Genomic DNA, 26,160 nt, shown 5'->3' on the forward strand with positions numbered 1-26,160 from the left:
CGATTATATAACTATCATGTTGATTATTCCTGGCACTGCTGCACTTTCCCCGTTTCGTCTTAAAAAGTTATTAAGCGAATTGCAAATTATAGAGACAAGTATTGATGAACTAAGCACAAGTTTTCAGCATTTTGTGCAAGTTGATGCAGAGTTGCAGGTTGAGCAATTTACCATGTTGCAACGTTTGTTAGACTATGGATTTAGTGATTCGGTAACTAAAATTCAGTCCAAACAGGTCTTATCATTTTGGGTTGTACCAAGAGTGGGTAGTATTTCGCCATGGTCCAGTAAAGCCACAGAAATTGTAGAACGTTGTGGTTTGTCTGCCGTGCGCCGAGTTGAACGGGGTATCGAATATCGATTAGGGAGTTCTTCAGTACTTAGTCAAGCGGCTCAGCAACAAATTGCCGCAGTACTGCACGATCGTATGACGCAGCAAGTGCTTAATGACTTGAGTGAAATTGAGTTGTTTGCAGAGCATCAGCCTCAGGCTTTGGACAGCGTTGCTATTATAGGCTTAGGTCGAGAGCAGGGGCGTGCCGCCTTGCTGAAAGCAAATGCTGATTTGGGTTTAGCGTTATCTGCAGACGAGATTGATTACCTCACCGATAGCTTTATACAACTTGGACGTAATCCTACCGATGTTGAGTTAATGATGTTTGCGCAGGCCAACTCTGAGCATTGTAGACACAAAATTTTTAATGCCAGTTGGACCATAGATGGCGAGACGCAAGCCAAATCCTTATTTGCCATGATTCGCAATACCCATAGCCAACATCCGCAAAATATTTTATCGGCATACAGTGATAATGCTTCAGTTGTGGCAGGTGGTGTTAGCCAAGTATTTATTCGTGATGCCATTACCCAGCGTTATGGGTACGTCGAAGAAGCGGCGCATTTGTTGATGAAAGTTGAAACTCACAATCACCCAACCGCTATTTCACCGCATCCAGGTGCGGCTACCGGTTCTGGTGGAGAGATTAGGGATGAAGGCGCTACAGGGCGGGGGTCGGCCACCAAAGCGGGTTTAACAGGTTTTAGCGTTTCACATCTGAAAATTCCGGGTTATGCACAGCCTTGGGAAATTGAAAATGGAAAGCCGGAACGTATTGCTTCGGCTTTAGACATTATGCTGGCTGGCCCGATTGGTGGTGCTGCTTTCAATAATGAGTTTGGTCGGCCTAATATCGCTGGCTATTTTCGCAGCTTCGAACAAGCATCGGAAACAGGTGCTATTCAGCAATTTCGCGGCTATCACAAACCGATAATGATCGCTGGCGGTATGGGCAATATACGGCCTATGTTGGTTGATAAGCATCCAATTCCTGCTGGATCATTGATTGTTGTGTTAGGCGGGCCAGCCATGCTGATTGGTTTAGGGGGTGGCGCAGCGTCCTCGCAAACATCCGGTCAAAGTTCTGCGGAACTGGATTTTGCTTCAGTACAACGTGAAAACCCAGAAATGGAGCGTCGTTGTCAGGAAGTGATTAATCACTGTAATTCTTTAGGTGATAACACCCCGATAATTTCTATTCATGATGTGGGCGCAGGCGGCTTATCGAATGCCGTACCGGAAATTATTCATGATTGCAATCGCGGCGGCCAATTTGAATTACGCAAGGTGCATAATGCCGATAAAGGCATGTCACCCATGCAAATCTGGTGCAATGAGGCCCAGGAGCGTTATGTATTGGCCATTAAGCCTGATGCTTTGGAGTTGTTTAAATCGTTTTGCGAGCGTGAACATTGTTTATATGCCGTCATCGGCCATGCTACCGATGCAGAGCATTTAAGTTTGAGTGACGCTTGGTTGGGTGGTAAACCCGTTGATTTACCTATGTCGGTGCTATTTGGTAAACCACCGAAAATGCATCGTGATGTAAAGCGCTTAGCCAAAAAACTGCCTGATTTGCAACTGACAGACATTGATTTGGAAACTGCCATTAAACGCGTATTGGCTTTTCCTGCCGTTGCTGATAAGAGTTTCTTAATCCACATTGGTGATCGTTCGGTTACCGGATTGGTAGCTAGAGATCAGATGGTGGGGCCTTGGCAAGTACCTGTGGCTGATGTTGCAGTGACAGCAGCCGGCTATTATGCGCATATTGGTGAGGCAATGGCCATGGGTGAGCGTACCCCTTTAGCACTGATTGATGGTCCTGCCTCGGGTCGTATGGCAATAGGCGAAGCCCTGACTAATCTGGCAGCTGCGCGGATAGACAAAATCAATGATATTAAACTCTCTGCTAATTGGATGGCGGCGGCCGGCAGTCCAGGTGAAGACGCTGTGTTATTTGACACGGTGCGAGCAGTAGGCATGGAATTATGCCCAGAACTGGAAATTGCTATTCCGGTTGGTAAAGATTCATTGTCCATGAAAACCGTTTGGCAAGAAGCTGATGCAGAAAAAGTGATGACCTCACCAGTCTCTCTGATTATTACTGCCTTTGCTCCGGTAGCGGATATTCGCAAAACGCTTACTCCGCAATTACAAAATACAGAGAGTGTTTTATTGTTAATTGATCTTGGACAGGGTAAAAACCGGCTTGGCGGGTCGGTATTGGCGCAAGTTTATAATCAGTTAGGCAATCAAGCGCCCGATTTAGATGATGCCGGGTTATTTAAAAGCTTTTTTAATGCTATTCAAGCGCTGAATGAAAAAGGCTTGTTGCTTGCATATCATGACCGTTCAGATGGTGGATTATTAGCTAGCGTAGCAGAAATGCTGTTTGCCGGTCGAAAAGGGGTTGATTTGCAATTGGATGCCTTAGGCTCGGATAACTTAGCGGCTTTATTTAATGAGGAACTGGGCGCGGTACTGCAAATTAACACAACCGAAGTGAATAGGGTGTTAACTGATCTAGCGCAAGCAGGATTAGCAAAATGCAGTCATATTATTGGTAAAGTGGTCGATGGCCAGCAGTTAAGTATTTATCGTGATCATCACTTGCTGTATCGCGCGAGTCGTGCCGAATTACAACAAACCTGGTCTGAAGTCAGTTATCGTATGCAAGCCTTGCGCGATAATCCTGTGTGTGCCCTGCAGCAATTTGAGCAAATATGCGACGATCAAGATCCGGGTTTGTCTGCACAGTTAAGCTTTGATATCAATGACAACATTGTCGCCTGCTTTGCAAACGCAACTCGGCCTAAAGTGGCTATTTTGCGTGAACAGGGTGTTAACGGACATGTGGAAATGGCTGCTGCCTTTCATAGAGCCGGGTTTGATGCTATTGATGTGCATATGACTGATATTATTGCTGGTCGCGTTACGCTGGCAGATTTTACTGGTCTGGTGGCGTGCGGTGGTTTTTCCTATGGTGATGTACTGGGTGCTGGTGGTGGCTGGGCCAAATCTATCCTGTTTAATCCACAGGCGCGTGCCGATTTTGCTGCTTTCTTTGCCAGACCTGATACCTTTGGTTTGGGTGTGTGTAATGGTTGTCAGATGATGTCGGGTCTAAAGGATATTATTCCCGGCGCAGAACATTGGCCGCAGTTTAAACGTAACACTTCTGAACAGTTTGAAGCACGGGTTGCTATGGTTAAAGTGCAAGAATCAGCGTCTATCTTTTTCACAGGTATGGCGGGTTCGGTATTGCCGGTTGTGGTCGCGCATGGCGAAGGACGGGCTGAATTTACTGGCGAACCGGATCTATCTTTGCTGGCTCTCAGTTATGTGGATAATTACGGTCAATCCAGTATGGCTTTTCCGGCAAACCCGAATGGCTCGCCTTTAGGTATAACCGGATTAACCAATGCGGATGGTCGCTTCACAATTATGATGCCACACCCTGAGCGCTGCTTTAGAACCCTGCAAAACTCCTGGCATCCCACCGATTGGCCAGAAGAAGGTGCTTGGTTACGAATGTTCAGAAATGCTAGAGTATGGGTAGGATAAAGCCAAGATTGTCCGCAATTTAGCATTTTTGAAAATTGGGTGAGTAGTGGCTTTTGTTTTATGTTGACTTTAATAGTAACGGTTTTTTCTGGCAAGAATGCCCGAAAAAACCGTTACTAGCATTAGTTGACCGTATTGCTAATCGTAGGTTGCCGTTGATTGCTCCAAACTGGAAGAGCTAACACCAGCAAAAATAATAACCAGACTAGCAACTGTTGATTACTGACAGTATATAACACAGCATAGTGTAGACTTTCAGAAACACCTGGATGCGCTAATAGAAGATCGCTGCCGTTCATGAATGCCCATATTTCACCCAGTAACATAGCGGGTAGAGCCAAATAAGCAAGATAAGATAAACCACGATAAACATAAGCGGGTATCTGTAAGTTGAGTAAATCTGTCATGGCTATATTTAGCAGATTGTGTTTTCCTAGCTTTAGACTGTGGCAAATCATCAAGCCGATAATACCCCAAACTGGAATGGTGAATTGTTCGATAGGGAAGCTCAAATAGCGACCGTTATTAGCCAGTGCGAAAGTTTTAACAATGGCTAGCAGCAAAAATAATAAATAAAGATTACCTAGCCAAGTGACTAAGGTTTTAGAACTGTGTTTTTCTTGTAAAATGGCGCTATAGCGTGCCAGGATAATAAGGCCAAATACCGAATTTGCCAGCACCATGCACGCAGTATAAGCGCGTTCCCAACTGGTATAGCTGGTGTACCAGAGAAAACCAGCCAAGTCGATCAAGCTAATGCACAGAATCTGGGTGATACCGAGAAATACCAGTTTCCTGGTTAGCGAGATAAACTGAAGTTTCTTGAAATAACAGGCAATTATTCCCAGCCAAACTAGTGTGCTTAGTACAAAATCACTTTGCCATTTTGGATTTTCATACACCCGTCCAGTTAACGGAAATACTGGTTTGCGGTCTACCGAAAACAGCCCCCAGTTAGCGCCTACCACACCTTCCATATGGCTTTTCCAGGATTGATTAAAGGCTTCGACAATGTTGTAATCAAAACCATGCCGATTGGCGACCTGTATCATGGCGCGAATAAATTTAGCTTCATTCACAACGCTGGGAATGGCGGCGCCTCGTTGCCTGCCTGCACCTGGCCAGCCAGTTTCGCCGATTAAAATAGGCTTGCCCGGAGCTATTTCTTGGGCTTTATCTTCAATTTGTTTAACAATTTTTTCTAAATGTTCGTCGGCTTCATCTACCGCAACAGGTTCATCTTCCCAATACGGTAAAACATGAATGGTAATAAAATCCACTTCTTTCATTAATTGCGGATATTTCATATACATCGACCAAACATCCGCATAGGATACGGGTTGTTTAACAGCGCGTTTAACCGTGCGGATGTAGTCAATTAATTGGTCGACGGACAGATCACGTCTTAGTAAAACTTCATTACCCACCATAACACGCGTAACCACATCCGGATTTTGGTTGGCGGAATTGATTAACGCTTCTATTTCGATTTGATTATCTTTAGGATTGTCACCCAGCCAAGCACCCTGTAGCATGGTAAGTTGATGTTTACGTGCCAGTTTCGGTGTCGGTTGCATGCCGCCCAGGCTGGAATAGGTGCGAGTGTTATACACCTTATCGGCTAGTAGGCTTAAATCATTGTCAATATGTTCGGGTAATGGATATTTTTTGGTCAGCGGGCTGTATCCTTCATGGTAGGGTGCAAAGGACAAGCTGATAAGTTTTCCTGAGGGCACATCTGGACCAACGTATTGTGCCTGGTTATTGAACCAGTCGTAAGCACCATGGGCAAAGAAGACAAAAATGACACACAATAATAGACGGACAGTTTGCATTTTTAAGATATTTAAATTTAATTGAGAACAACACGCCCACAATATCACTCATGAGACAGTTTTACTGCTATTTTATCGATAATTATGCCTGTCAGTAACTTTATAAATTTTGCGGATGCAGACACGCTAATACAGCTAAATAATGGCTATATTGATATTCACTGTCATCGCAAAACCATTGGCAAGCATATTGATATTCTCAGTGTTGATATACATGAATATTCTCCTGATATGGTCAATCGACACTGGATTACCTTGGGTTTGCATCCCTGGTATATTGGTAGGCAAGATGTGCATGCGGCTTTGTTAGAGTTGGAAAAAAATGCGGAGCATCCGCAGGTGCTGGGAATTGGTGAGTGTGGTTTAGATAAAGCCATTAATAGACCCTTGCCCGAACAGCTAGCCGTTTTTAGCCAGCAGATGCAATTAGCGGCTCGTCTCAATAAACCCATCATCATTCATTGTGTACGCGCTTTTAGTGAGTTAATGCAAATTAAAAAGCGCAGTCATGCACCAGAATATTGGATTATACATGGCTTTAATGCTAAGCCAGTTGTCGCCCAACAATTATTAAAACTTGGTTTTTATTTTTCTTTTGGTAAAGCCTTATTACAAACGAATAGTAATGCCAATCAAGTATTATCCATACTTCCTTTGAATCGATTCTTTTTAGAAACAGACGCCAGTGATGTGGATATAAGCCAAATTTATGCAGCCGCTGGCTATCGTTTAGACATGGATGTTTCGAGCTTGCAAAACCAGTTGGCAGAGAATTTTCGCAATGTGTTTATGCCATAATTTGCGCTACTCATTGATGTCTGTTTAAGCAGAATAGCATGTGTTGATAGACCAATTAGAAGGAAAGTCAATATTAACCAGTCTTTTCCCCTCAAAAATCCCAGATAAAAACTGTTTCCAAGCTTGTGACTATGTGATAATGATAGGGTTTACATCATCATCTTAGGGCAGGCAGAAAAATGGACGACAACAAGAAAAAGGCGCTAGGCGCCGCTTTGATGCAGATTGAAAAGCAGTTTGGCAAGGGTTCCGTTATGCGTATGGGTGATGCAGCCGCCATGCGTGATATCGATGTAGTGTCCACGGGTTCTTTAGGGCTTGATATCGCTCTGGGTTGTGGTGGTTTACCGCGTGGGCGAGTTGTTGAAATTTTCGGACCAGAGTCTTCTGGTAAAACCACGTTGACTTTACAAACCATTGCCCAAATGCAAAAGCTGGGTGGTACGGCAGCATTTGTCGATGCTGAACATGCCCTGGATCCAGAATATGCCCAAAAAATCGGTGTTAATATTGGTGATTTATTAGTCTCGCAACCCGATACGGGGGAGCAGGCTTTAGAAATTACTGACATGCTGGTGCGCTCCGGCGCTGTAGATATCGTAGTTATCGATTCAGTAGCTGCTTTAACCCCAAAAGCTGAGATCGAAGGTGACATGGGCGATTCGCACATGGGGCTGCAAGCCCGGTTAATGTCGCAGGCTTTGCGTAAATTAACAGCGAATATCAAACGTTCCAATACGCTGGTGATTTTTATCAACCAATTACGTATGAAAATTGGAGTCATGTTTGGTAATCCAGAAACAACGACGGGTGGTAATGCCTTAAAATTTTATGCATCGGTACGACTAGATATTCGTCGTATTGGATCGATTAAGAAAGGTGATGAAGTTATTGGTAACGAGACTCGGGTTAAAGTTGTCAAAAACAAAGTTGCACCACCGTTTAAACAGGCCGATTTTGAGATTCTGTATGGAGAAGGCGTGTCTTTCTTGGGAGAATTGGTCGATTTAGGTGTTGAGCATGGTTTTGTGCAAAAATCTGGTTCCTGGTATAGCTACAATAATGAGAAAATTGGCCAGGGTAAAGATAATGCCAAACAGTTTTTACGGGATAACCCAGACAAAGCTATCGTTTTGGAAAAAGCTATTCGGGAAAAAGCCTTTGCTTCTCGACATACAGCACCGTTGGCAATAATCGAAGATGATGACAGCGAGTTTGCAGACGGCGATTGAACGTAATCAGAAAATAACCCAGATTTGTATGCGCTTGTTGGCCAGGCGCGAACATAGTCAGCGCGAATTATTGGACAAACTGGCTTTGCGCGGCTTTAAGCGCCAGGAAGTCGAGCCAATTTTAAAGGAAATGATCGCACAAAACTGGCAGAACGATAGCCGGTTTGTTGAGTGTTATGTTCGGCAGCGTATTGCAGATGGCTATGGCCCGTTGCGTATTCGTTATGAGTTACAGCAACGAGGTATTGATGATGTCGATCTGGATACACTGGCAGATGAATATGTCGATGGCTGGCAAAATCAATTATTGAGCGTTTATGAGCGCAAATATGATCAGGTAAAGGTTTTGTCAGCGGCTGAATGGTTGAAACGTAATCGATTTTTGTATCAGCGTGGATTTAATGCTGAAATGATTAAAACCTTGTTTGCTACGTTAAAACTTAAATTAAGTCAGTAAGTGGATGAGGATATTTTTCTGGTTCCTTTATTTAATTGCATATATATAATTGCCGTTTTACTAAAATTTGTTTGAAAGTCAAAAATTTACCGAATATAGCATGATGAAAAAAATGACAAGTGCCGAATTACGAACCGCCTTTCTGGAGTTTTTTCGCCAACGCGGACACGCTGTACAGCCATCCAGTTCCTTGGTGCCGGGAAATGATCCCACTTTGTTGTTTACCAACGCAGGTATGGTGCAATTTAAAGATGTGTTTTTGGGGCGTGAAAAACTGGATTTTAGTCGCGCCACCACCAGCCAGCGTTGCGTGCGTGCCGGTGGTAAACATAATGACCTGGAGAATGTAGGGTATACAGCCCGTCATCATACCTTTTTCGAAATGTTGGGTAATTTCAGTTTTGGCGATTATTTCAAGCACGATGCTATTCATTTTGCCTGGGATTTCTTGACCAAGGAATTGGGCATACCTGCTGAAAAACTATGGGTTACTGTGTTTGATGAAGACTCTGAAGCCGAAGCTATTTGGTTGGAAGATGTCAAAATTGATCCTTTACGATTTTCCCGTATTGGCGCAAAAGATAATTTCTGGTCTATGGGCGATGTCGGTCCCTGTGGTCCTTGTACAGAGATATTCTACGATCACGGAGCTCATGTTCCTGGTGGTCCTCCCGGAAGTGCAGACGAAGATGGTGATCGCTACATTGAAATCTGGAATCTGGTTTTTATGCAATATGATCGCGACAAAGACGGAAATCTGACGCCTTTGCCTGCCCCATCTGTAGATACAGGTATGGGATTGGAGCGAATTTCTGCCGTATTGCAAGGTGTGCATAGTAATTACGAAATCGATCTGTTTCAGCCTTTGTTAAAAGTCGCCGCGCAGTTGGCGGGGACGCAAGATTTAAATAATAGCTCCTTACGCGTAGTGGCAGATCATATTCGTTCTTGTGCTTTCTTGGTTGCTGATGGGGTATTACCCTCCAACGAAGGACGCGGTTATGTCTTACGCCGTATTATTCGTCGTGCTATTCGGCATGGTTACCGCTTGGGTATCCATGAGACTTTTTTCTACCAATTGGTTGCGCCATTGGTTGCCGAAATGGGTGCGGCCTACCCAGAGCTGACTAAAGCTCAGGAGCAGGTAGAGCGAGTATTGAAAAAAGAAGAAGAACGCTTTGCGGAAACCCTGGAACAGGGAATGAAAATTTTGGAAGGATGTGTGTCCAAATTGGATAGTCATGTTATTCCTGGGGATGTGGTGTTTTTACTCTACGATACCTATGGGTTTCCCGTTGATTTAACTGCCGATTTTGCCCGTGAACACAATCTGAGCGTCGATCACGCTGGTTTTGAAGTGGAAATGACTGCCCAGCGCGAACGTGCCAGAGCCGGTGGTAGTTTTGCTGCCGATTACGATCAGGATATTAAGCACGATAGTTGCACCGAGTTTACCGGTTATTTTCATCTGGAAGGTTCGGTACAGGTTATTGGGCTGTTTAAACAAGGTCAAGCCGTAGAAAGCTTGGATGCTGGCGAAGATGGGGTAGTAATTCTGGATCAAACTCCTTTTTATGCTGAATCCGGTGGTCAGGTTGGCGATACCGGTCGTATCGTTTGTGGCGATGCAGTTTTTGCTGTAGAAGATACACATAAGCAAGGCGGTACATTGTTCTTGCATAAAGGTAAGGTATTGCAAGGAACACTCAACTTAGGTCAAGCTTGTGAAGTGAGTGTTAATGCTGACATTCGCAAAGCGACTGAGCGCAATCACTCGGCTACGCATTTATTACATGCTGCTTTACGCCAAACTTTGGGTGAACATGTCGCGCAGAAAGGTTCGCAAGTTAATAGTGAGCGTTTACGTTTCGATTTTTCTCATTTCGAGCCGATGACCGCAGCAGAATTATCCAGCGTAGAACATTTGGTTAATGCGCAGATTCGCTTGAATAAACCAGTGGCTGCCGAAATTATGGATAAGGAGCAAGCCGTTAAAGCGGGTGCCATGGCGCTATTTGGCGAAAAATACGGTGATGAAGTGCGGGTATTAAGGATTGGTGAATTTTCCACCGAGCTTTGCGGTGGTACCCATGTAGATAGAGCTGGTGATATTGGTGTATTTAAAATTATTAGTGAAACTGGGGTAGCCGCTGGAGTACGACGTATTGAGGCTGTTACGGGTCAAGGTGCTTTGGATTGGTTGGATGAACGGGAAACAGTGTTGCACGCCATTGCCGGGTTGTTGAAAAGTGCGCCAGACAAAGCGGCGGACAAGGTTCAGCAATTGTTGGAAAAACATCGCAGCCTAGAAAAAGAACTGGAAAAACTTAAATCTAAACTGGCAAGCTCGGCGGGCGATGAACTATCCAATCAAGCTGTTGATGTGAATGGTGTTAAAGTCTTGGCTGTCAAATTAGACGATATTGATCCAAAAGCATTACGGGATTTGGCTGATCAACTTAAAAATAAACTTGGCAATGCTGCATTGGTGTTGGCCACCGTTAGCGGCGATAAAGTCAGTTTAATTGCCAGCGTTTCCAAAGAAACGATGAACAAAGTTAAAGCGGGCGATTTAGTTAATTTTGTTGCAATGCAAGTGGGTGGAAAAGGTGGCGGTCGGCCAGATATGGCTCAAGCAGGTGGTAATGATCCATCTGGTTTGGCGGCAGCTTTACAACAGGTACCTGAGTGGGTAAAAGCAAAGCTTGATTGAGTTTTTTCGTCAGCCCAATAAAATAACCGTCGCTTGTGCGACATCTTAAACCAGCCTAAAAGCCAAAAGGTCAAAATAGATATGGCATTGTACGTTTATAAATTTGGTGGCACTTCGGTGGGCACGCCCGAGCGCATTAAAGCCGTTGCAGAGCGCGTCAAACAAGCCCGTGATGCGGGTGATCAAATTGTGGTAGTGGTTTCTGCCATGAGTGGTGAGACTAACCGTCTGGTGGGTCTGGCAAAACAGATGCAGGAACAGCCAACCGATCGGGAAATGGATGTGTTATTGTCCACGGGCGAGCAAGTGACTATCTCACTGTTAACAATGGCTTTGCACAGTATCGATTGTGATGCCTGTTCTTATACAGGATCACAAGTTAAAATCCTAACCGATAGCAGTCACACCAAAGCACGTATTCGCGATATAGATGTCAGTAAAATGCATGACGATCTGCAGGCTGGTAAAGTAGTCGTAGTGGCGGGTTTTCAGGGTGTGGATGAAAATGGCAATATTACTACGTTAGGACGTGGCGGATCAGATACCACCGCAGTGGCTTTGGCCGCAGCATTGAAAGCAGATGAATGCCTTATTTATACTGATGTGGATGGTGTCTACACCACCGATCCTCGCGTGGTACCCAAAGCACGTCGATTGGATAAGATTACTTTTGAAGAAATGCTGGAAATGGCCAGTTTAGGTTCAAAAGTACTACAGATACGCTCGGTTGAGTTCGCCGGAAAATATAATGTTGCATTACGGGTATTGTCTTCCTTTTCCGAAGGCAAGGGTACTCTTATTACCTATGAGGAATCAGAAATGGAAAGAGCTTTAATTTCAGGCATTGCATTTAACCGGGACGAAGCGAAACTGACGCTGACCGGTGTGCCTGATTTGCCAGGCGTGGCATCGAAAATTCTTGGCCCCATTGCCGCCGATAATATTGAAGTGGATATGATTGTGCAAAATGTGGGTGAAAATGGCACCACCGATTTTACTTTTACCGTTAACCGTAATGATTATCTGCGTGCCAGAGCTTTATTAGATACTTTATGTGTTGATTTAGGCGGAAAACAGGTTAGTGGCGATAATAGTATTGTTAAAGTGTCTATCGTGGGGGTTGGTATGCGCTCTCATGCCGGTATTGCCAGTACCATGTTTAAAGTATTGGCCGATGAAAGCATCAATATTCAGATGATATCCACATCAGAAATTAAAATTTCTGTGGTAATTGATGAGAAATATTTAGAACTGGCTGTACGTTCTTTACACCACGCTTTTGGCTTGGATAAAGAATAAAATCAACATTGGCGGATGCTTAAACATCCGCCGTCTAGCTGCTTAATTAGTTTGCTTGGCCAATTGCGGTGGCTTCTGGAACTTCGATTAAACGTCCTGATTTAACATCATAAATATAACCATATACAGGTATTTCTTTTGGTACCAGAGGGTGGGATTTGATGCGGGTGACATCTTCCACTACACTTTCCACCTGATTACTAATGGTTAGCCAATCTACGTATTTTGCTTCTGCAGAACCTGGGCCTTCGCCATGGTCATGCCATCCAGTAGCATCAACACTTGCTGTTTTTAAACTGCTGCCTAGCAATCTGCGCATAATTTCGTCTGTAAAAGTTTCCATCCCACAATCGGTATGATGGATGACAAACCATTCTTTAGTGCCGAGTAATTTATAAGAAATAACCAGGGAACGTATTGCGTCATCACTGGCGCGACCACCCGCGTTGCGAATTACATGCGCATCGCCTTCGGATAAGCCAGCATATTTAGCAGGGTCAAGTCGGGCATCCATACAGGTAAGAATGGCAAACTGACGAGCAGGCGGCATAGCCAGATCGCCTTTATCAAAATTGGCAACGTATTCCCGATTGGCTAAAAGTACTTCATTGTGAATTTTGCTCATAAATAACCGTTAGTGTGTTGAAAAAACGTCTGACCTAAACAAAACTCAAGCCAGACGATAAGGACTATCTCCGCTAAGTATTATACCGTGCATTTTTAAGGTTTAAAGATGCGGCTCAGTTTATGGAATATAAACTATATGTTTATAATACAATTGGCGTATATCGTTTCGTTTAAAGACGAACAGCGCTTAAATCTGGCAACGGTCGTTAGGTAGGTAATAATGATTGCAAAAGTCTGATTGTTGCTATCTTAGCGCATAAAAGAGATAAATCTATTCTAAACAGATTTTATGTGTTTGTCAGAACACACAATTAATCTTTGTTGGAATTTGTTTCGCTTTCAAGTTCCTCAGTGCGATCATCGGTTTTTACAATGATCTTTCGTGGTTTTTTTAAAGCGCTATCGGGTCTAAGTAGATTAAGTCGTTTTAGCTGAGCAATAAAATACGAGTCGTAATGCCAGTTTGGTTTTGCTGCAATGGGTTCTGGTTTAGTGTCTGTAATGGGAGTCATTAATTTTTGATTATTTTTTTCGTTAATAGCGATTAAGGCTTGCAACAAAATTTGCAGCAGTTGGAGTGGTTATCTCAGTTAAAGTATATAACTTTTGATACAAGTAATCTTGAGAAAATTATACAGGCCGAAAATCTTTATACACTGTATCTCTCAGTACCATCGGTGTTTAACTAAATCGAAGCCAAGTATAGAACATAATTATTTTATATGTTTGCCATGCACTTAGCATTATGGCAGGATACAGTTATGCATAAAGGGAGATTATATGCTTGATAACCCACAATTAACCCAAACTGTCGAACAGCTTACTGCTGTTATTCGTTTAACTGTCCCTGTTTCGGAAATTAGTCATGTGATGGGGCCAGCCATTGCAGAAATAATGGCTGCAATTGCTAATCAGGGAGTAGATATTATTGGACCTTGTTTTTCTTATCACTATAAAAGACCGTCTGAAATTTTTGATTTTGAGGTGGGCTTTCCAATTAGTAGAGCTATCACTTCGATTGGTCGGGTTAAGAATAGCAACTTACCTGTTGTAAAAGTCGCCCGCACTATCTACCACGGTGGATATGACGGACTGGCTAAGGCTTGGGGTGAATTTTGTGCTTGGATTGAAACTAAAAGCCTAAATCCGCAAGAAAGCTTATGGGAATGCTATTTAGTGGGGCCTGAGTCTGGCCCAGATGCGAGTAAATGGCAAACCGAGTTGAATAGGCCGCTAAATGACTAGTGGTTTTGAAAGTAGCTTTATATTGGATGGTTTATAAACGATATATGTACAAGTTTTTATAAAGTTGTAAAAGTTAACAGTCTAGATTCAATCGCTAAATTCGAGAAAATGGTTTCGAATTGATGCGGCTCTGACAGAGAAATATCGGCCAAAACCGGCCATTGAGGATGCTGGCGAAATTTTCCATGCCTAGGTTCAGCGTATGTCAGTAGCAAAATAGAAAGCTGTCGTTCATCGTTTACAAGAGTGGTTCGACATTATGAGCGAAGCGAACGCCTCGATGAAATAGTTAGTTACCACATAGCTGTAAAAAGTGCCATCTTCTTCTGATTGGTGTATTAATTATATATAATCAATAGCTTAAGAATTTTACAGATTTTAACCAGTATTTTATCATTAAGCCACAAAATACCTAAAATCACTCTCAATAGGATATTTTTCGACTTATGATAGACTGCATTTTGGATGCTTTTGGTTAAGTTTAACCAAGATGGCGGTTTTTACAGCTATGTGGTAACTACCCCTGATGTGTGGGATTTGCATAGTATGATAAATTGAAGATACCGTAATGTATTGAAAGACAGCTAGTTTAACCTTATTACAGATTAGGTATAATTATGAATAAATTTATTTTGTTGGGCAGTTTGTCACTGCTATTGAATATATGTTTTTTGTCGTTAACCCCAGTTGAAACGTTTGCCGCAGGGAAATCCGAAATTTCGGCTGTTGCCCAACAACGTTTTGCGGTAATTGACGGACTGGATGTGCAAAATCATTGGTCTGCTGGAATCCATGTCAATTGGGAAACCGGCGACCCCGATGGCAAACCCGTCAGTAGTGAGGGTAAGCATACCCATTGTAGCGCTTTCGCCGCGGCTGCCGCCAAATCAGTGGGGGTTTACTTGCTTCGTCCGCCCGAGCACGGTCAAATCATGCTGGCGAACGCGCAACAGGAATGGCTGTTGGACGACAGCAAGGGACATGGCTGGAAAAAGCTGGCAAACGGTATAGAGGCTCAAGCTGCTGCCAATCAAGGACAATTGGTACTAGCCAGCTATGAAAACCCTAACGAAGACAAGCCTGGTCATATAGCCATAGTTCGACCATCAGACAAACCGGTTAGCCTAATTGAGACGGAGGGTCCGCAAATTACCCAGGCCGGATTAGAAAATTATCAAAGTACCAGTATCCTAGTCGGCTTTGCTGGTCATCCAAAGGCTTTTGCGGAAAATCAGATTTTGTATTTTACTCATGACGTACCTTGAATTTCATAACAGCATGAACTCCCAACCATAATACTGATTGTAAACTTATTTTTAATCATTCAGCGAAGGTAACTACTAACCTCCAGTTTTCAAACCCTTAAATTGTTGATAATCATCGTTTTTGGTGCCGGGCTTGATGCCAACAGGGATGCTGGCATCAAACTACATGTATTCACGGCGTCCTCTGTCAGCACCCCGACATTATAAGCCTGGCCGCTGACCAACTCTGTACCCGCTTAAACTTAAACTTAATCTCCACCACCACTACAACTACTGCCACCGCAGTCAAAATCCAGACCGTCTTCCCCTAATCTATGGTGCCTTTCCGCTTCTGGAAAACCATCTGTGGTACCGTCATACTGAGTGCTGGAGAAATCTTCACCGCAATGAATGGTGGTTAATTCCAGACCTGAACGATGCTGTGTTAATGCCTGGCATTCCGCAGTATAGTAAAAACCGTTGGGAATCTTAAATTTATTATCAACCGCAAATAATAACGGCAACCGGAAGGGATAACGTGGATTGATGTTTTCCTCTTTGCAGGCAAACCACCAGATGCAGCGCAGACCACTATTATCCTTGCGATTTTCTCCCAGCATGATCGCCGGTGTATGGTGCAGAAAACAGCCAAAAGCCTGCTGACAAAACAATTTATAATGCCGGGTATATAAGATGAACTCATGCCATAAATCATCCACCACCTGAGATGGCATGGCCACAAACTTGCAATCACCGTGAAGATAAGCCAAAAAAAACTGGCGTAACGCCTGACCTACCAGTTGGCAGTCTTTGGGCGTTAAATGAGGATGATGTTGACGCAGTTTTTTATACAAGCCTGGAGGGAAACTTGCCTTGCGAATAAACTCCGCTCTGCGAATTTGAATATTTTGCTTAATGATGACATACAGCACTAAGCTAAAAACCACAATCACAACAAAAAGGGCAAGTTGCATCTCAAGATCTCGTCAGCCTTTCAATCACAAAAAAATCATTTCGGTCAAGCCCTAATGATTACCTAACCGGATGCGGACTGCACCCAACTTTAGCGTAAAAACACACAGATAGTGGTTGCTAAGTAGAGTTTCGTCGAAACTTACTTTAGCCAAATCCTTGGTATAAACATTTTTGCCATATCCCGCGGTCGGCTTAAGGCGGGATGGTTCGCGTAATTCAGGTTATTGTAGAAATTGGATCAATCTGACAAAAAATAGTCAGGTAACGATGTCGACATCAATACTATCCATTAATATTAGGTTCTGATTATAATGATAACAGTATTTTGATCCGAACGTGTGTGCTTCAGTTGATCGGATTGACTGCTTATTCAAGTTATGGTAATTTAAATTTGTAGGTTAATTAACATACCAAAAAAATATCAATGAAACGCGTAACCCTAGCATTTGGTTCAATAAGCATAGGGCTTAAGCGAGATTGCGAACAGCGCCATCTAATTAGACCATCACTTACAGCTACCGAGCAGCTGGCACTGCAAGATGCCATAAAGAATGCTGTGCTGATGCTGGATCTGCGTGGTTTGCTGCACATGCTAATCCGCGACCCTGCCTTGGCGAGATATGACAATCATCAAGTCGTAAATCATCTAGAGCAAATGGTGCGGCTAGGTAAACTGTGCCTCTGCAATAGCCAGGTCTTTGACCAGGTACATGGTGGCGATCCAGTGTATAAAATACTACGCAAACTGGCTTCCAAAACAGAAAAGTTCCGGTTTGAAAGCCAAACATTCCGACTGGTTGACGTATCGCAATGGCGAAAAATTCGCATCGATAGCCAATATCAAGTAATGCAACAGGATCAGGCCAGACAAATTCTTTCTAAATTGGCCGTATCTCCCATGGTGTTGGTTACCGAAAAAAAACCGCTCTTGGACGCTATGGAACTACTTGCAGATGTACGGCAATCCTTGCCGGAAACAGGCATACTGCTTTTACGGTTCATACCCATGGTTCGCGCCAAAACAACCGCCGCCAGCGAGATTGTATCTCCATCGCAACTGGCTAAAATGGTGGTAAAATCAGAAAAACATTGGATCGAAATTAAATTGGTAGACACTTATAATAACCCGGTTCCGAACGCAAAATACCGCGTTCAATTACCGGATGCTTCCTATGTGGATGGATTGCTTGATGAAAATGGTTTGGCATGGATAGGTGATTTGGCCTCTGGCGGCAGTTGTAAAATAAGTTTTCCTGAAATTGATGCCCAGGAATGGAATTAAAATTCGAAGTGAGAAAGGCGTTCAATGAGTAAAGTGCACGAGGTAAAGCAAGGCGAACATATGTCGTCCATCGCATCTCAATATGGTTTTTACGATTTTAAAACCATTTGGGATGATCCCAATAATGCGGATATAAAAAAATTGCGAGACAATCCCAATGTATTGTACCCTGGGGATCAGATTTACATCAGGGACAAAAAAAATAAAGAAATTCCCCGTCCTACTGATCAAAGCCATGTATTTAAAGTAAAGCCCCCTAAATTAAAACTGCATTTAATGGTGGAGAACATTTACCATCAGCCCGTTGCCAGCGCGGAATGTAGCTTACAGATTGATGGCAAAACTATTAAAATAATGACTGACAGTCAGGGCTACATCAAGCAAGACCTGCCCTTATCCGCGACTCAAGCGGTTTTACACATTAAAAATCCCGAGACGCCATTTAATGATACACAGCTAACCATAAATATCGGCCATTTGGATCCGGTTGATCAAGTATCCGGACAAACCGCTAGGCTAAACAATTTAGGTTATTACGCAGGTCCCGATCAAAACGCTACCAACGAAGCTAATCAGGCCATGTTCCAGTCAGCCATGGAAGAGTTTCAGTGCGACCAAGAGCTACTTGTAGATGGGATTTGTGGCCCAAAAACCCAAGATCAACTGAAAAAAGTACATGGTTGCTAATAATTATGAACGCAAAACCAAACGATTTTGGTTGCGGAAGCTGGGTTGTTGCTTTTTAATCCGATCGACTCATGCCGCTCATTGAGCCATTTGCTCTGCCGGGCTATAAGTCCGGAAACTGACTGCGCCGCAAGGCATCTGTCAGCGCGCTTTGGCAGAGCAGGCGATGAGCATCACCATCACCGCCAGTGTATCCTTGCTGGTAACGGGATTTAAATTCCGGGTCCAAGGCTGCTGCCGCTCTGGAAAATGCCCCTGCCGATATCGATACCATGGTATGACCATCCGGGTTTTCCATTGCAAACGGTGCATGGGGCCAGGGCTGATGGGGTGAGTTAAAGTGTTTTAGTTTGTCGTGAAAAGGCAGTTGCGTGTAGATTCTAAATTTCTTATCGGCTATGCCGCGGTTTTTCCAACTTTCCGCCGCATCTACAATCTGATCCAGGACGTGAGTTAAATCCGGGGGGTCTATGGAATACAATTCGGTGATGAGGTTGTTGCAAAAATGATCACCCGCATTGTGATTTAAGAAATCCGCCAGAATGCCGTTTCCGCTGGAAAATCCGGAAATAGCGCAAGGGCCAATATTGTCAGGGTCAAAATAATATTCCTGGGCACGCATTTCCCAGGCGTAAAAATCATGCAGCAAACTGTGGGCGAACTGGCCGCTCAAAAAATTGCCTATGGAGTTACCGTAATTCATGGGCATGACTACGGCCATTTTTTTACCGGCGGCAGCGGCTTGGTGAGGCAGGCCCATGTCTTCCCTGGAAGAGTCCAGCTTGGTGTGATTGCTGCCCGTACCGTTGGCGTAGCGGGAGATAATCGGGTTAAAGCTTTGAAAACCCATGTATTTAAGGCCCACGTCCCATAAATGCTTAAGTCCGGTGGGATATCGATCGTTGTTGTAATAAGGCCCCAAAAACGGATGTATCATGATTAGGTAAGACAAGCCGGGAGTACTTTCGTCAAATATTTTGACCGGAATATCTTTAGGCATGCTGACAAATACGACACCCGGTACGCTGGCAAAGGGTTTGCTGAGACGAAAACAGCGGACATTAGCTGCCGGGTCTACCGTGCGTCGTTCGTAATCAGGGGCTCGCGCTGTCTGGTCTATGGGCTGCGGTTTGAGAAAGTATATGTCTTCAGGCTCCTCCAAGGTTTCAAACACGTCATCCAGTGACGGATATACGTCATGGATGATGTTTTTAACTTGCTCGTTGACTAGCCGGAATGGCGTCACAAATCCTCTAAACAGGTTGAGTATGAAACGCGGCGCACCGGAGCCCAGCAAATCTATACCTTCCGGCATGGCGAACATGGCGCACTGATCTTGACGGCTGTACTTTATATTACGGTCGAAGCGGCCTTGGCCTTTGTAGACGAAGTTACCTTCAATGTTGTACAAACTTCTATCTTTGGGATCAATATAAATGTCCACAAAATCATCGGGATTGGCCATAAAAGAATACAAAGCGGCATTGCCCCAGGTGCCTATGGTCAGGGCCGGTATTTCCGTATCGTTTAATTTAACGATGATATTCACCTGACTTTCCGTCACGTAACCACAGTTTTCGTGATGATGGCTGTGTTGTAATTTAAAAGCTTGTACCTGGATAAAGACTTCTTCGCTCATAGCTTAGTTGGCTTAGGATTGAGTAGGAGATTGCCCGCCGGTAAATGCGGTCATATTTTGGATGGCGGAGGCGTCGCGGTTGGCTGCAAAACCATGTAATACCGATAAGTCGGTAGTCATGACTGCCAAAATGCATTTTTTACCGGCCATACATTGCAGCCGGTAGCTTTTACTCGCATCCAATCTGCTCAAGTCAAATACGCAATTGTTCTGAGCATCCTGCGCAGCCGCGCTGGCAGGTAATTCCATAATCTGCTGACCGTCCTCGCCCGTAACCAACAGCCTTGCCTTGTTGCGTAAGGTTTCCGGCAAATAAATAAAGTATTTGCGGGCATATTGGTCATTGCCGTGTTCACAAGGCGAGTCCTGCACCAGACGGTCGTAAAACCGGCAGGCAAAAGTGTCTCTGGATTTTTGAAACAATCGCCTTTCGTTGTCCAGTTGGGTATGCAGCCGCCGGTCAGCATCCGACCAGAAGCGTTTTTTGCAAGCGGCGGCGGATTCCTCTACGCTGGGGCAGGGCCATTTATCCGGCTCAACGCGTGTGCCTTTTCTAAAAATTAAAATCATTACTCGGCGGTTGGGGGCATTCCTGATATTACGTTCTGTATGGTCGGAATGGTTGTTGTACTGCTGTTGCTCGTGTTTGGAAAAAATCAGCAACGGGTTGAACTTACCGCATCCCTGGTAATCGCCTTTGCCATGGGCATGGCTGCCGCCGGCCAGAAAATCCCGAGCCTGCAAATGCAAATCTGCACCACATAGTTTGTCCATATAATCTTTAAATAAAGCTTGGCGTTCCGTGGCGTTTTGCGAGATGGCGTGCAACGCGGTTTGCCCGCGGCCAAGGCTGGCCAGCATCACTTGTAGACTATGCTTACCCCAGTTGTCATTACCTAAAGGCGTGGCGTACAGCTTCTCCCAGAGCGCCGTATTGCGGGTCAGCAGCGCATAGATTGCGGTGGCGCGACGGCCACTTAGGGATTTGTTGAAAGCCTCATCACCCACCGGATCAGCATGTCCGAATATCGCCAAAGAACAACCTACACCGTCTTCAGCCTTGCTCCATGTGGTATGCGTGGTTGTTAATTCCTTAAGTTCGGCCAGTTCCTCCAGCATGTCCGGAGCCACAAAAGAGGAGCCGAAATGAAAACGGATATCGTCTACTTTCCAGCAAGCCACCGCCACCAGTCCAGCTTTATAAGTATTAAATTCGCTATCGGTGGTGGTACCCGCCACAAAATCAGGTGCTTCGCTTTGCGGGTGGTGACCGCTAGTGCCGCCGCCGCTTAGCTTGGCACAGCCACAATCCTGCTTTTGCATGATTTTGTTATCCATTTAAAAGTTAATTAAAATTCATGAGGACATTACTCAACAGCTTAGGATTTCCAGCCGCTTGGTTTGGAAGGCCGGGTCGCTGCCTATCTGCAAATCATGATCGCATTGAAATTCATCAACCGCTAATTTGAATCTGGTCGCATTTTCCGCATCGCTGTTATTGGGCAAAGGCCCAGCAAGGTAGCCAAAATTATTCAGTGTGGCAATCAGGTCGGAGTGTTGAGACAACGGTTCCAGATGGACTATAGTTTGCTGTTTAATCCAGGTGTCGATAGCTGAACACGAAAATCGCCATGTAAAACGAACTTTAAAAGTGGGAATTTTCTTGGTTGCTGCTAGCCTATCAATCCTTCGTTCCGTCACCTTCAGGTAGTCGGCGACCTGCATGATGGTTAGGATCTCAACCTCGCTTGTATTTTTAGACATAGTAGTGACCAAGATATGTCAAGATAGTAGAGAATAGTGCAAAATTTTCAAAGAATCAATTACTAGATGTAACGGCTTGCAATTAAAACCAATCTGGCACACATTTAACGCTATTTCGGGCTCAAATTAAGGGTTCTGTCGCAACTTTTACAAGTTCGAGGCGTCGAGGTTGATCACTCAACGGGGTTGTAAGCCGGAACCCCAGAAAATTTTGCCACACTGAATAAACCTATTTTGCACATTCCACTACAAATCAGCCACCTGTTTCGAGGTAAACCAAGCCATCAATTCCGATATGATTACAGCAGTATTGAATGACGGCTTTGGACATGGCGAATTGTCGCAAACGACCTAGGCTGTATAAAAACGTAAAAATATAATACAAAAATTAAATTATTCACCACTTGACTGGTTATTTAATTCTCTCAAGCAAGATAAATCTCCATCCAGACATAAAAATAATCAGATAAATAGATTTATTTTTCCACCATATTTTTGGATTTTACGTTTTTACACAGCCTGGACCCATTCTTGCCGGTCGCGTTTCTCCAAAGCGGCCAGTCAGTAAAATCCAGACTCTGCGAACTGGAGAACTACAAAGCAGCCATTGGTGACCTCACACAATCGGCCATCAAGAGACAGTCAAAAATTTAAACGAATGACAGGACTGATTTATATAGCTGCCATTCATTGAAAATAAATTAATAGGCATGAACTTCTGAATCAAGATCCACTGGATAGCCAGATTTAGAACGTTCTGGCTATCCAACTGTAGATTTATGCTGTAGCGATTTGCATTGCAGACTGTTTACGACGAACAACCCAGCCTAATAATGGCAAGCCTAATAACATCATTGCCCATTCTCCAGCTTCGGGAACTGCGGATACAGAATATCCTGAGTTACTGAAACCATAATGCTTTTCTGATCCAATAACGAGGTAGTTGTAACTCTGGCCGGGAACTTCGATAGAGTAAAAGTAATTTGTAGCGGTATCACCGATTGCTAAATTAGAATTGGCGAATACGAAATTGTTGTACGTACCATCGAAAGATATTTGTGCACCACTTGATAACCAAAAACCCCCAAACAGACTGATGCTATCAACGAATAAGCTTCCATTGCCACTGAACGCAACACCATCAAAAAAAACAGAGGCATTTGAGATATTAGTAATAAAGTTACCTGTAGCGGTACCATTGAACTTAGCAATAATTTCGTCCGAGCCAATTTTCCAGTCTAATTTATATTCAGTGGTATCAGCATAGGCATAATTGATGCCAAATAATGTAAATAATACCAGCAGTTTTATAAAGCGCTTACAATCTGAGTTGAGTTGAGTTGAGTTGAGTTGAGTTGAATGCATTATGTTTCCTTGAATTGGTTATTACAATAAATTTTCACCTAATTTAACCGATCAAAGAGGCAATCCAGCAATCCTCGCAACAAGAACCCTAAGACTTTCCGCTTCCACCATTTGGTAGAATTGGCCTTTACTCTTGTTGATGTTTTAACACATAAAACTGGTATTTTCAATTGTACCTAACATATTTTTCTATTCTCCACACCACTATAATCAATAAGTAGCCTATAGAGCGGAAAAGCGATAGAATTCAACCAAAAAAAATCAAGTCTATCGTTTTTCTATATCACATTTCAAAAATAGTTGCAACTAATTGATATATATACATTATTGATAGGCCCTATAATAACTCAGTAGAATTGTAAGTACATGGACATCCCTACAATCCCTTTCCCTCGATCGCCAGATTGCAGAGCCTAATAAAATCTATCCAAAAAATTTCATACTCCTTAATTGTTAATGCTTAACTGACCGACAGCTTTGTATACATCAAGAGTCATTTAAAAAATTAGGCTGAATGGCAGCTTGGGGTCGATTTTGCACCTTCAATTTTGACAAGGCCATAAGGCGCAATCAAAAAAGTCTTGTTTTCATAGAGTGGAATAGGTCTAACCGTACTCCACCCTTTACATCAATCACCGTATAATTGAGCTAATGCAATTTTAAACCACCTAAAAGAATGCTAATCAGCTTCATTTATGCAGCCACTCATTATTTCATCTGTGCCAACTGCCTTAATCCCGCTTCAATTTCCAAGCCTAAATTACTCAAACAAGTGCTTTGCGCGGCGACGATTGCTTCTGGCTGTGACTGGGCAGCAACATCGCAGCTAAAGTTGTGTGTTAGCAAGGTTTGTTCCTGATGTTTAATCTGCCATTGTGCGTTGAGTTGGCTGTGTTGGTCGGCATTTTGATGGAATTGAAAAATATCCACACTGACTTGGTAATCAATCTGTTGGCGTTGTGACCAGGGATAACGCAAAATTTGTTCAACACCCAGTCGTTTAGCCAAAAATTGCGCTATGCTTCGGTTAATGTTTTCGGTTAGATTTTCTGCCCAGCGATGTTGCTCATCTAAAACATACTGGTTTTCGCTCTTGGCTATTACCATTTGTGGTCGATTCAGATATTCAGGCACATGTATAGGCCCTATACCAATGAGTAGTTTAGAGTTGAAGGCTACGCTAGGAGAGGGGGTGTCTACACTCGTTTCCGCATTCAGCATATAAAATTCAACCGGGCTATGCGAACTGCATGCACTTAACATAAGTGAGCTTAACGCGACTATTCGCAGTCTGTTATTGTGTTTGTACAGTGTTAAAAACAGTTTATTTTCCATAAATAATTTCATTCGGTTGTCGCTCCAGCGATTCTGATAAATCTTTCATGGCACGTGAGGCATCACGCATTTCTTTTAGGGTTTGTCCTAATAGCGAATCGGGGTTGGCTAATTCTTCAAAGGCATTCAGTGTATGTTGCGAATTTTGCAGGGCTTGGGATGCAGTATTAAGGCTGATTGTTGCAGCTTGCACCATGGGCACTAGTTGTTGATGTATATCTTGTATACCGGCGCGTGTTTCAAGCAACGTGCTGTTGGTATTTATTAGCACTGGACCTACTTGCGCATTTAGCGTATGGATTAATTTTTGGCTTTCCTGTAAAGAATTGGATAAGGCTAGTAATGAGTTTTTTAAATCATTAGATTTTAATAAACTTCGGGTTTCTTCCAGGGTTTCGGATAAATCTTTGACCATTTTTTCAAGCGGTAATTGCCGTAGTTTTTTAAACACTTCTTCGGCAGTATTTTTAATTTCATCCGCTGTGGTTGGTACGCTGGGTAATTCGGGTAAGTCCTTGTAATCCATATTAACCAGATTAATCTGTTTGTCATGATAAAAATCGAAATCCACATACAGTAAGCCGGTTAATAAGCTTTGCGTTTCCAAACGCGCTTTTAGGCCTAAGTCAATTAAGTGCTGTCTTTCCTGCTGCTGCTGTGAGTCGTTATGTGGAGACGAATTATGTCCTGAGAAGTCGCGGAGCAATTCGGGTTCTATTTCTATGACAACCGGTTTAAAAATCCGTCCAGTGGCAACGTCCATCTCTAAAGAAATTTCTACCACTTTGCCAATTTGTACTCCTTGCAATTTAACCGGAGCGCCAATATTCAAGCCGTTTAAAGCGGAATCAAAAAAAATGACAAAGCGTTTTTTGTTTTTAAAAAAATCGCTACCGCCAAAGACTAGTACTGCTATGGTAAATAAGAGTAATGCACCAATTAAGAATGTGCCAATAGCCAGTGGATTTGCCTGTTTACTCACAAAATACCTCCGAGGTTAGGATGGGCAGACTGCGGATTACTACGAGTCAAAAAATCCTGCACTTTAGGATTTGTGCAGGTATTTAACAACTGTTTTGGTGGGCCGACTGCTAGCATGGTTTTGCTTTCGGCATCCAGAAATACCGAATTGGTACCAATAGCGAAAATGCTGGCTAATTCATGTGTCACCATCACTATGGTGGTAGATAGGCTGTCACGTAAACTAAGCAGTAAATCGTCTAACAACTTGGCGCTGACTGGATCAAGTCCTGCGGAAGGTTCATCGCAAAACAAAATTTCGGGGTCCAAGGCCATGGCGCGCGCCAAACCAGCGCGCTTTTGCATACCGCCACTTAATTCGGCGGGATAATAGTTGCCAAAACCCGCCAGACCCACCAGTGCCAGTTTATAGTTTACAATTTCATTGATTTTTCGCGCGCTTAAGCGCGTGGCGGTAGAAATTGGCAGCGCAACATTTTCTGCCAGTGTCATTGAGCTTAGCAGCGCACCGCTTTGAAAAAGCACACCCGTATGTTGCAAAATACGGCGCTGTGTTTGGGGTGCGGCTTGCCACAATGCTTGCTTATTGTAATAAATATCGCCTAGCAGGGGGCGTTGTAAACCAATCATATGTCTTAACAGTGTGCTTTTTCCACAACCGCTGCCACCCATGATAATAAAAATATCACCCTTATTAATGGTGAAATCAAGTCCGTGTTGAATAATGGTCTCTCCATAAGCCATACTTAAATTTTTAACGGCTAGATACTCGCTACTCATT

Annotated in this window: 21 protein-coding genes; 10 read left to right on the top strand and 11 right to left on the bottom strand. The window is 43.6% G+C overall.

What is annotated here, in order from left to right; genetic code table 11:
* The first annotated feature begins 16 nt into the window (after window positions 1-16).
* Window positions 17-3,901 carry a phosphoribosylformylglycinamidine synthase gene (gene purL, locus ABH008_RS05810; RefSeq protein ID WP_347988911.1) on the top strand — a complete coding sequence of 1,295 codons (3,885 nt, stop codon included), beginning with the start codon at window positions 17-19 and terminating at the stop codon, window positions 3,899-3,901.
* A 122-nt stretch (window positions 3,902-4,023) separates the two neighbouring features.
* On the opposite strand, the gene ABH008_RS05815 is transcribed toward purL, so the two are convergent.
* Window positions 4,024-5,736, bottom strand: a complete 1,713-nt coding sequence (locus ABH008_RS05815; RefSeq protein WP_347988912.1) for a glycosyl hydrolase family 17 protein — start codon at window positions 5,734-5,736, stop codon at window positions 4,024-4,026.
* Between the two features lie 84 nt (window positions 5,737-5,820).
* On the opposite strand from ABH008_RS05815, the gene ABH008_RS05820 reads away from it, so the two are divergent.
* The 5 genes from ABH008_RS05820 (at window position 5,821) to ABH008_RS05840 (ending at window position 12,235) form a co-directional block, all read left to right on the top strand.
* Complete coding sequence (locus ABH008_RS05820; RefSeq protein WP_347988913.1) at window positions 5,821-6,534, top strand: TatD family hydrolase; 714 nt, start codon at window positions 5,821-5,823, stop codon at window positions 6,532-6,534.
* Window positions 6,535-6,713: 179 nt separating this feature from the next.
* Window positions 6,714-7,766 carry a recombinase RecA gene (recA, locus tag ABH008_RS05825; protein ID WP_347988914.1) on the top strand — a complete coding sequence of 351 codons (1,053 nt, stop codon included), beginning with the start codon at window positions 6,714-6,716 and terminating at the stop codon, window positions 7,764-7,766.
* Complete coding sequence (locus ABH008_RS05830; RefSeq protein ID WP_347988915.1) at window positions 7,735-8,223, top strand: regulatory protein RecX; 489 nt, start codon at window positions 7,735-7,737, stop codon at window positions 8,221-8,223. The genes recA and ABH008_RS05830 overlap by 32 nt, the downstream gene beginning before the upstream one ends.
* A gap of 103 nt (window positions 8,224-8,326) precedes the next feature.
* Entirely contained in the window at window positions 8,327-10,936 is a 2,610-nt protein-coding gene (alaS, locus tag ABH008_RS05835) for an alanine--tRNA ligase (RefSeq protein ID WP_347989950.1), read from the top strand.
* Between the two features lie 81 nt (window positions 10,937-11,017).
* The gene (locus tag ABH008_RS05840; RefSeq protein WP_347988916.1) at window positions 11,018-12,235 is read left to right on the top strand and encodes an aspartate kinase; all 1,218 of its coding nucleotides are present in this window, start codon (window positions 11,018-11,020) and stop codon (window positions 12,233-12,235) included.
* A 46-nt stretch (window positions 12,236-12,281) separates the two neighbouring features.
* On the opposite strand, the gene ABH008_RS05845 is transcribed toward ABH008_RS05840, so the two are convergent.
* Entirely contained in the window at window positions 12,282-12,860 is a 579-nt protein-coding gene (locus ABH008_RS05845) for a carbonic anhydrase (protein WP_347988917.1), read from the bottom strand.
* Window positions 12,861-13,173: 313 nt separating this feature from the next.
* Entirely contained in the window at window positions 13,174-13,374 is a 201-nt protein-coding gene (locus ABH008_RS05850) for a hypothetical protein (protein ID WP_347988918.1), read from the bottom strand.
* Between the two features lie 268 nt (window positions 13,375-13,642).
* Between ABH008_RS05850 and ABH008_RS05855 the strand changes: the two genes are divergently transcribed.
* Together ABH008_RS05855 and ABH008_RS05860 are read left to right on the top strand one after the other, a co-directional pair.
* Window positions 13,643-14,107 carry a GyrI-like domain-containing protein gene (locus ABH008_RS05855; protein WP_347988919.1) on the top strand — a complete coding sequence of 155 codons (465 nt, stop codon included), beginning with the start codon at window positions 13,643-13,645 and terminating at the stop codon, window positions 14,105-14,107.
* Window positions 14,108-14,724: 617 nt separating this feature from the next.
* Window positions 14,725-15,372 carry a hypothetical protein gene (locus tag ABH008_RS05860; RefSeq protein WP_347988920.1) on the top strand — a complete coding sequence of 216 codons (648 nt, stop codon included), beginning with the start codon at window positions 14,725-14,727 and terminating at the stop codon, window positions 15,370-15,372.
* A 248-nt stretch (window positions 15,373-15,620) separates the two neighbouring features.
* Here the strand turns inward: ABH008_RS05860 and ABH008_RS05865 are convergent, their stop codons facing one another.
* Window positions 15,621-16,325 carry a hypothetical protein gene (locus ABH008_RS05865; protein ID WP_347988921.1) on the bottom strand — a complete coding sequence of 235 codons (705 nt, stop codon included), beginning with the start codon at window positions 16,323-16,325 and terminating at the stop codon, window positions 15,621-15,623.
* Between the two features lie 425 nt (window positions 16,326-16,750).
* On the opposite strand from ABH008_RS05865, the gene ABH008_RS05870 reads away from it, so the two are divergent.
* Complete coding sequence (locus tag ABH008_RS05870) at window positions 16,751-17,608, top strand: hypothetical protein (protein WP_347988922.1); 858 nt, start codon at window positions 16,751-16,753, stop codon at window positions 17,606-17,608.
* Between the two features lie 24 nt (window positions 17,609-17,632).
* A complete protein-coding gene (locus tag ABH008_RS05875) occupies window positions 17,633-18,295 on the top strand; it encodes a peptidoglycan-binding protein (protein WP_347988923.1) in 663 nt (220 codons plus the stop codon).
* A gap of 103 nt (window positions 18,296-18,398) precedes the next feature.
* On the opposite strand, the gene ABH008_RS05880 is transcribed toward ABH008_RS05875, so the two are convergent.
* From ABH008_RS05880 to ABH008_RS05910, 7 genes are all read right to left on the bottom strand, one after another.
* Window positions 18,399-19,934, bottom strand: a complete 1,536-nt coding sequence (locus tag ABH008_RS05880) for a hypothetical protein (RefSeq protein ID WP_347988924.1) — start codon at window positions 19,932-19,934, stop codon at window positions 18,399-18,401.
* A gap of 12 nt (window positions 19,935-19,946) precedes the next feature.
* Complete coding sequence (locus tag ABH008_RS05885) at window positions 19,947-21,257, bottom strand: hypothetical protein (protein ID WP_347988925.1); 1,311 nt, start codon at window positions 21,255-21,257, stop codon at window positions 19,947-19,949.
* 48 nt (window positions 21,258-21,305) lie between these two features.
* Window positions 21,306-21,698, bottom strand: coding sequence for a helix-turn-helix domain-containing protein (locus ABH008_RS05890; RefSeq protein ID WP_347988926.1), 393 nt, complete (start codon window positions 21,696-21,698; stop codon window positions 21,306-21,308).
* 777 nt (window positions 21,699-22,475) lie between these two features.
* The gene (locus ABH008_RS05895) at window positions 22,476-23,063 is read right to left on the bottom strand and encodes a hypothetical protein (protein WP_347988927.1); all 588 of its coding nucleotides are present in this window, start codon (window positions 23,061-23,063) and stop codon (window positions 22,476-22,478) included.
* Window positions 23,064-23,771: 708 nt separating this feature from the next.
* Window positions 23,772-24,398, bottom strand: a complete 627-nt coding sequence (locus ABH008_RS05900; protein ID WP_347988928.1) for a PqiC family protein — start codon at window positions 24,396-24,398, stop codon at window positions 23,772-23,774.
* Window positions 24,388-25,380, bottom strand: coding sequence for an MlaD family protein (locus tag ABH008_RS05905; RefSeq protein ID WP_347988929.1), 993 nt, complete (start codon window positions 25,378-25,380; stop codon window positions 24,388-24,390). The genes ABH008_RS05900 and ABH008_RS05905 overlap by 11 nt, the downstream gene beginning before the upstream one ends.
* Window positions 25,377-26,159, bottom strand: coding sequence for an ATP-binding cassette domain-containing protein (locus tag ABH008_RS05910; protein WP_347988930.1), 783 nt, complete (start codon window positions 26,157-26,159; stop codon window positions 25,377-25,379). Before ABH008_RS05910 ends, ABH008_RS05905 begins: the two co-directional genes overlap by 4 nt.
* Window position 26,160 lies beyond the last annotated feature (1 nt).

This window comes from Methylomonas sp. AM2-LC (genome assembly GCF_039904985.1).
In the GTDB taxonomy this organism is placed as follows: Bacteria; Pseudomonadota; Gammaproteobacteria; order Methylococcales; family Methylomonadaceae; genus Methylomonas.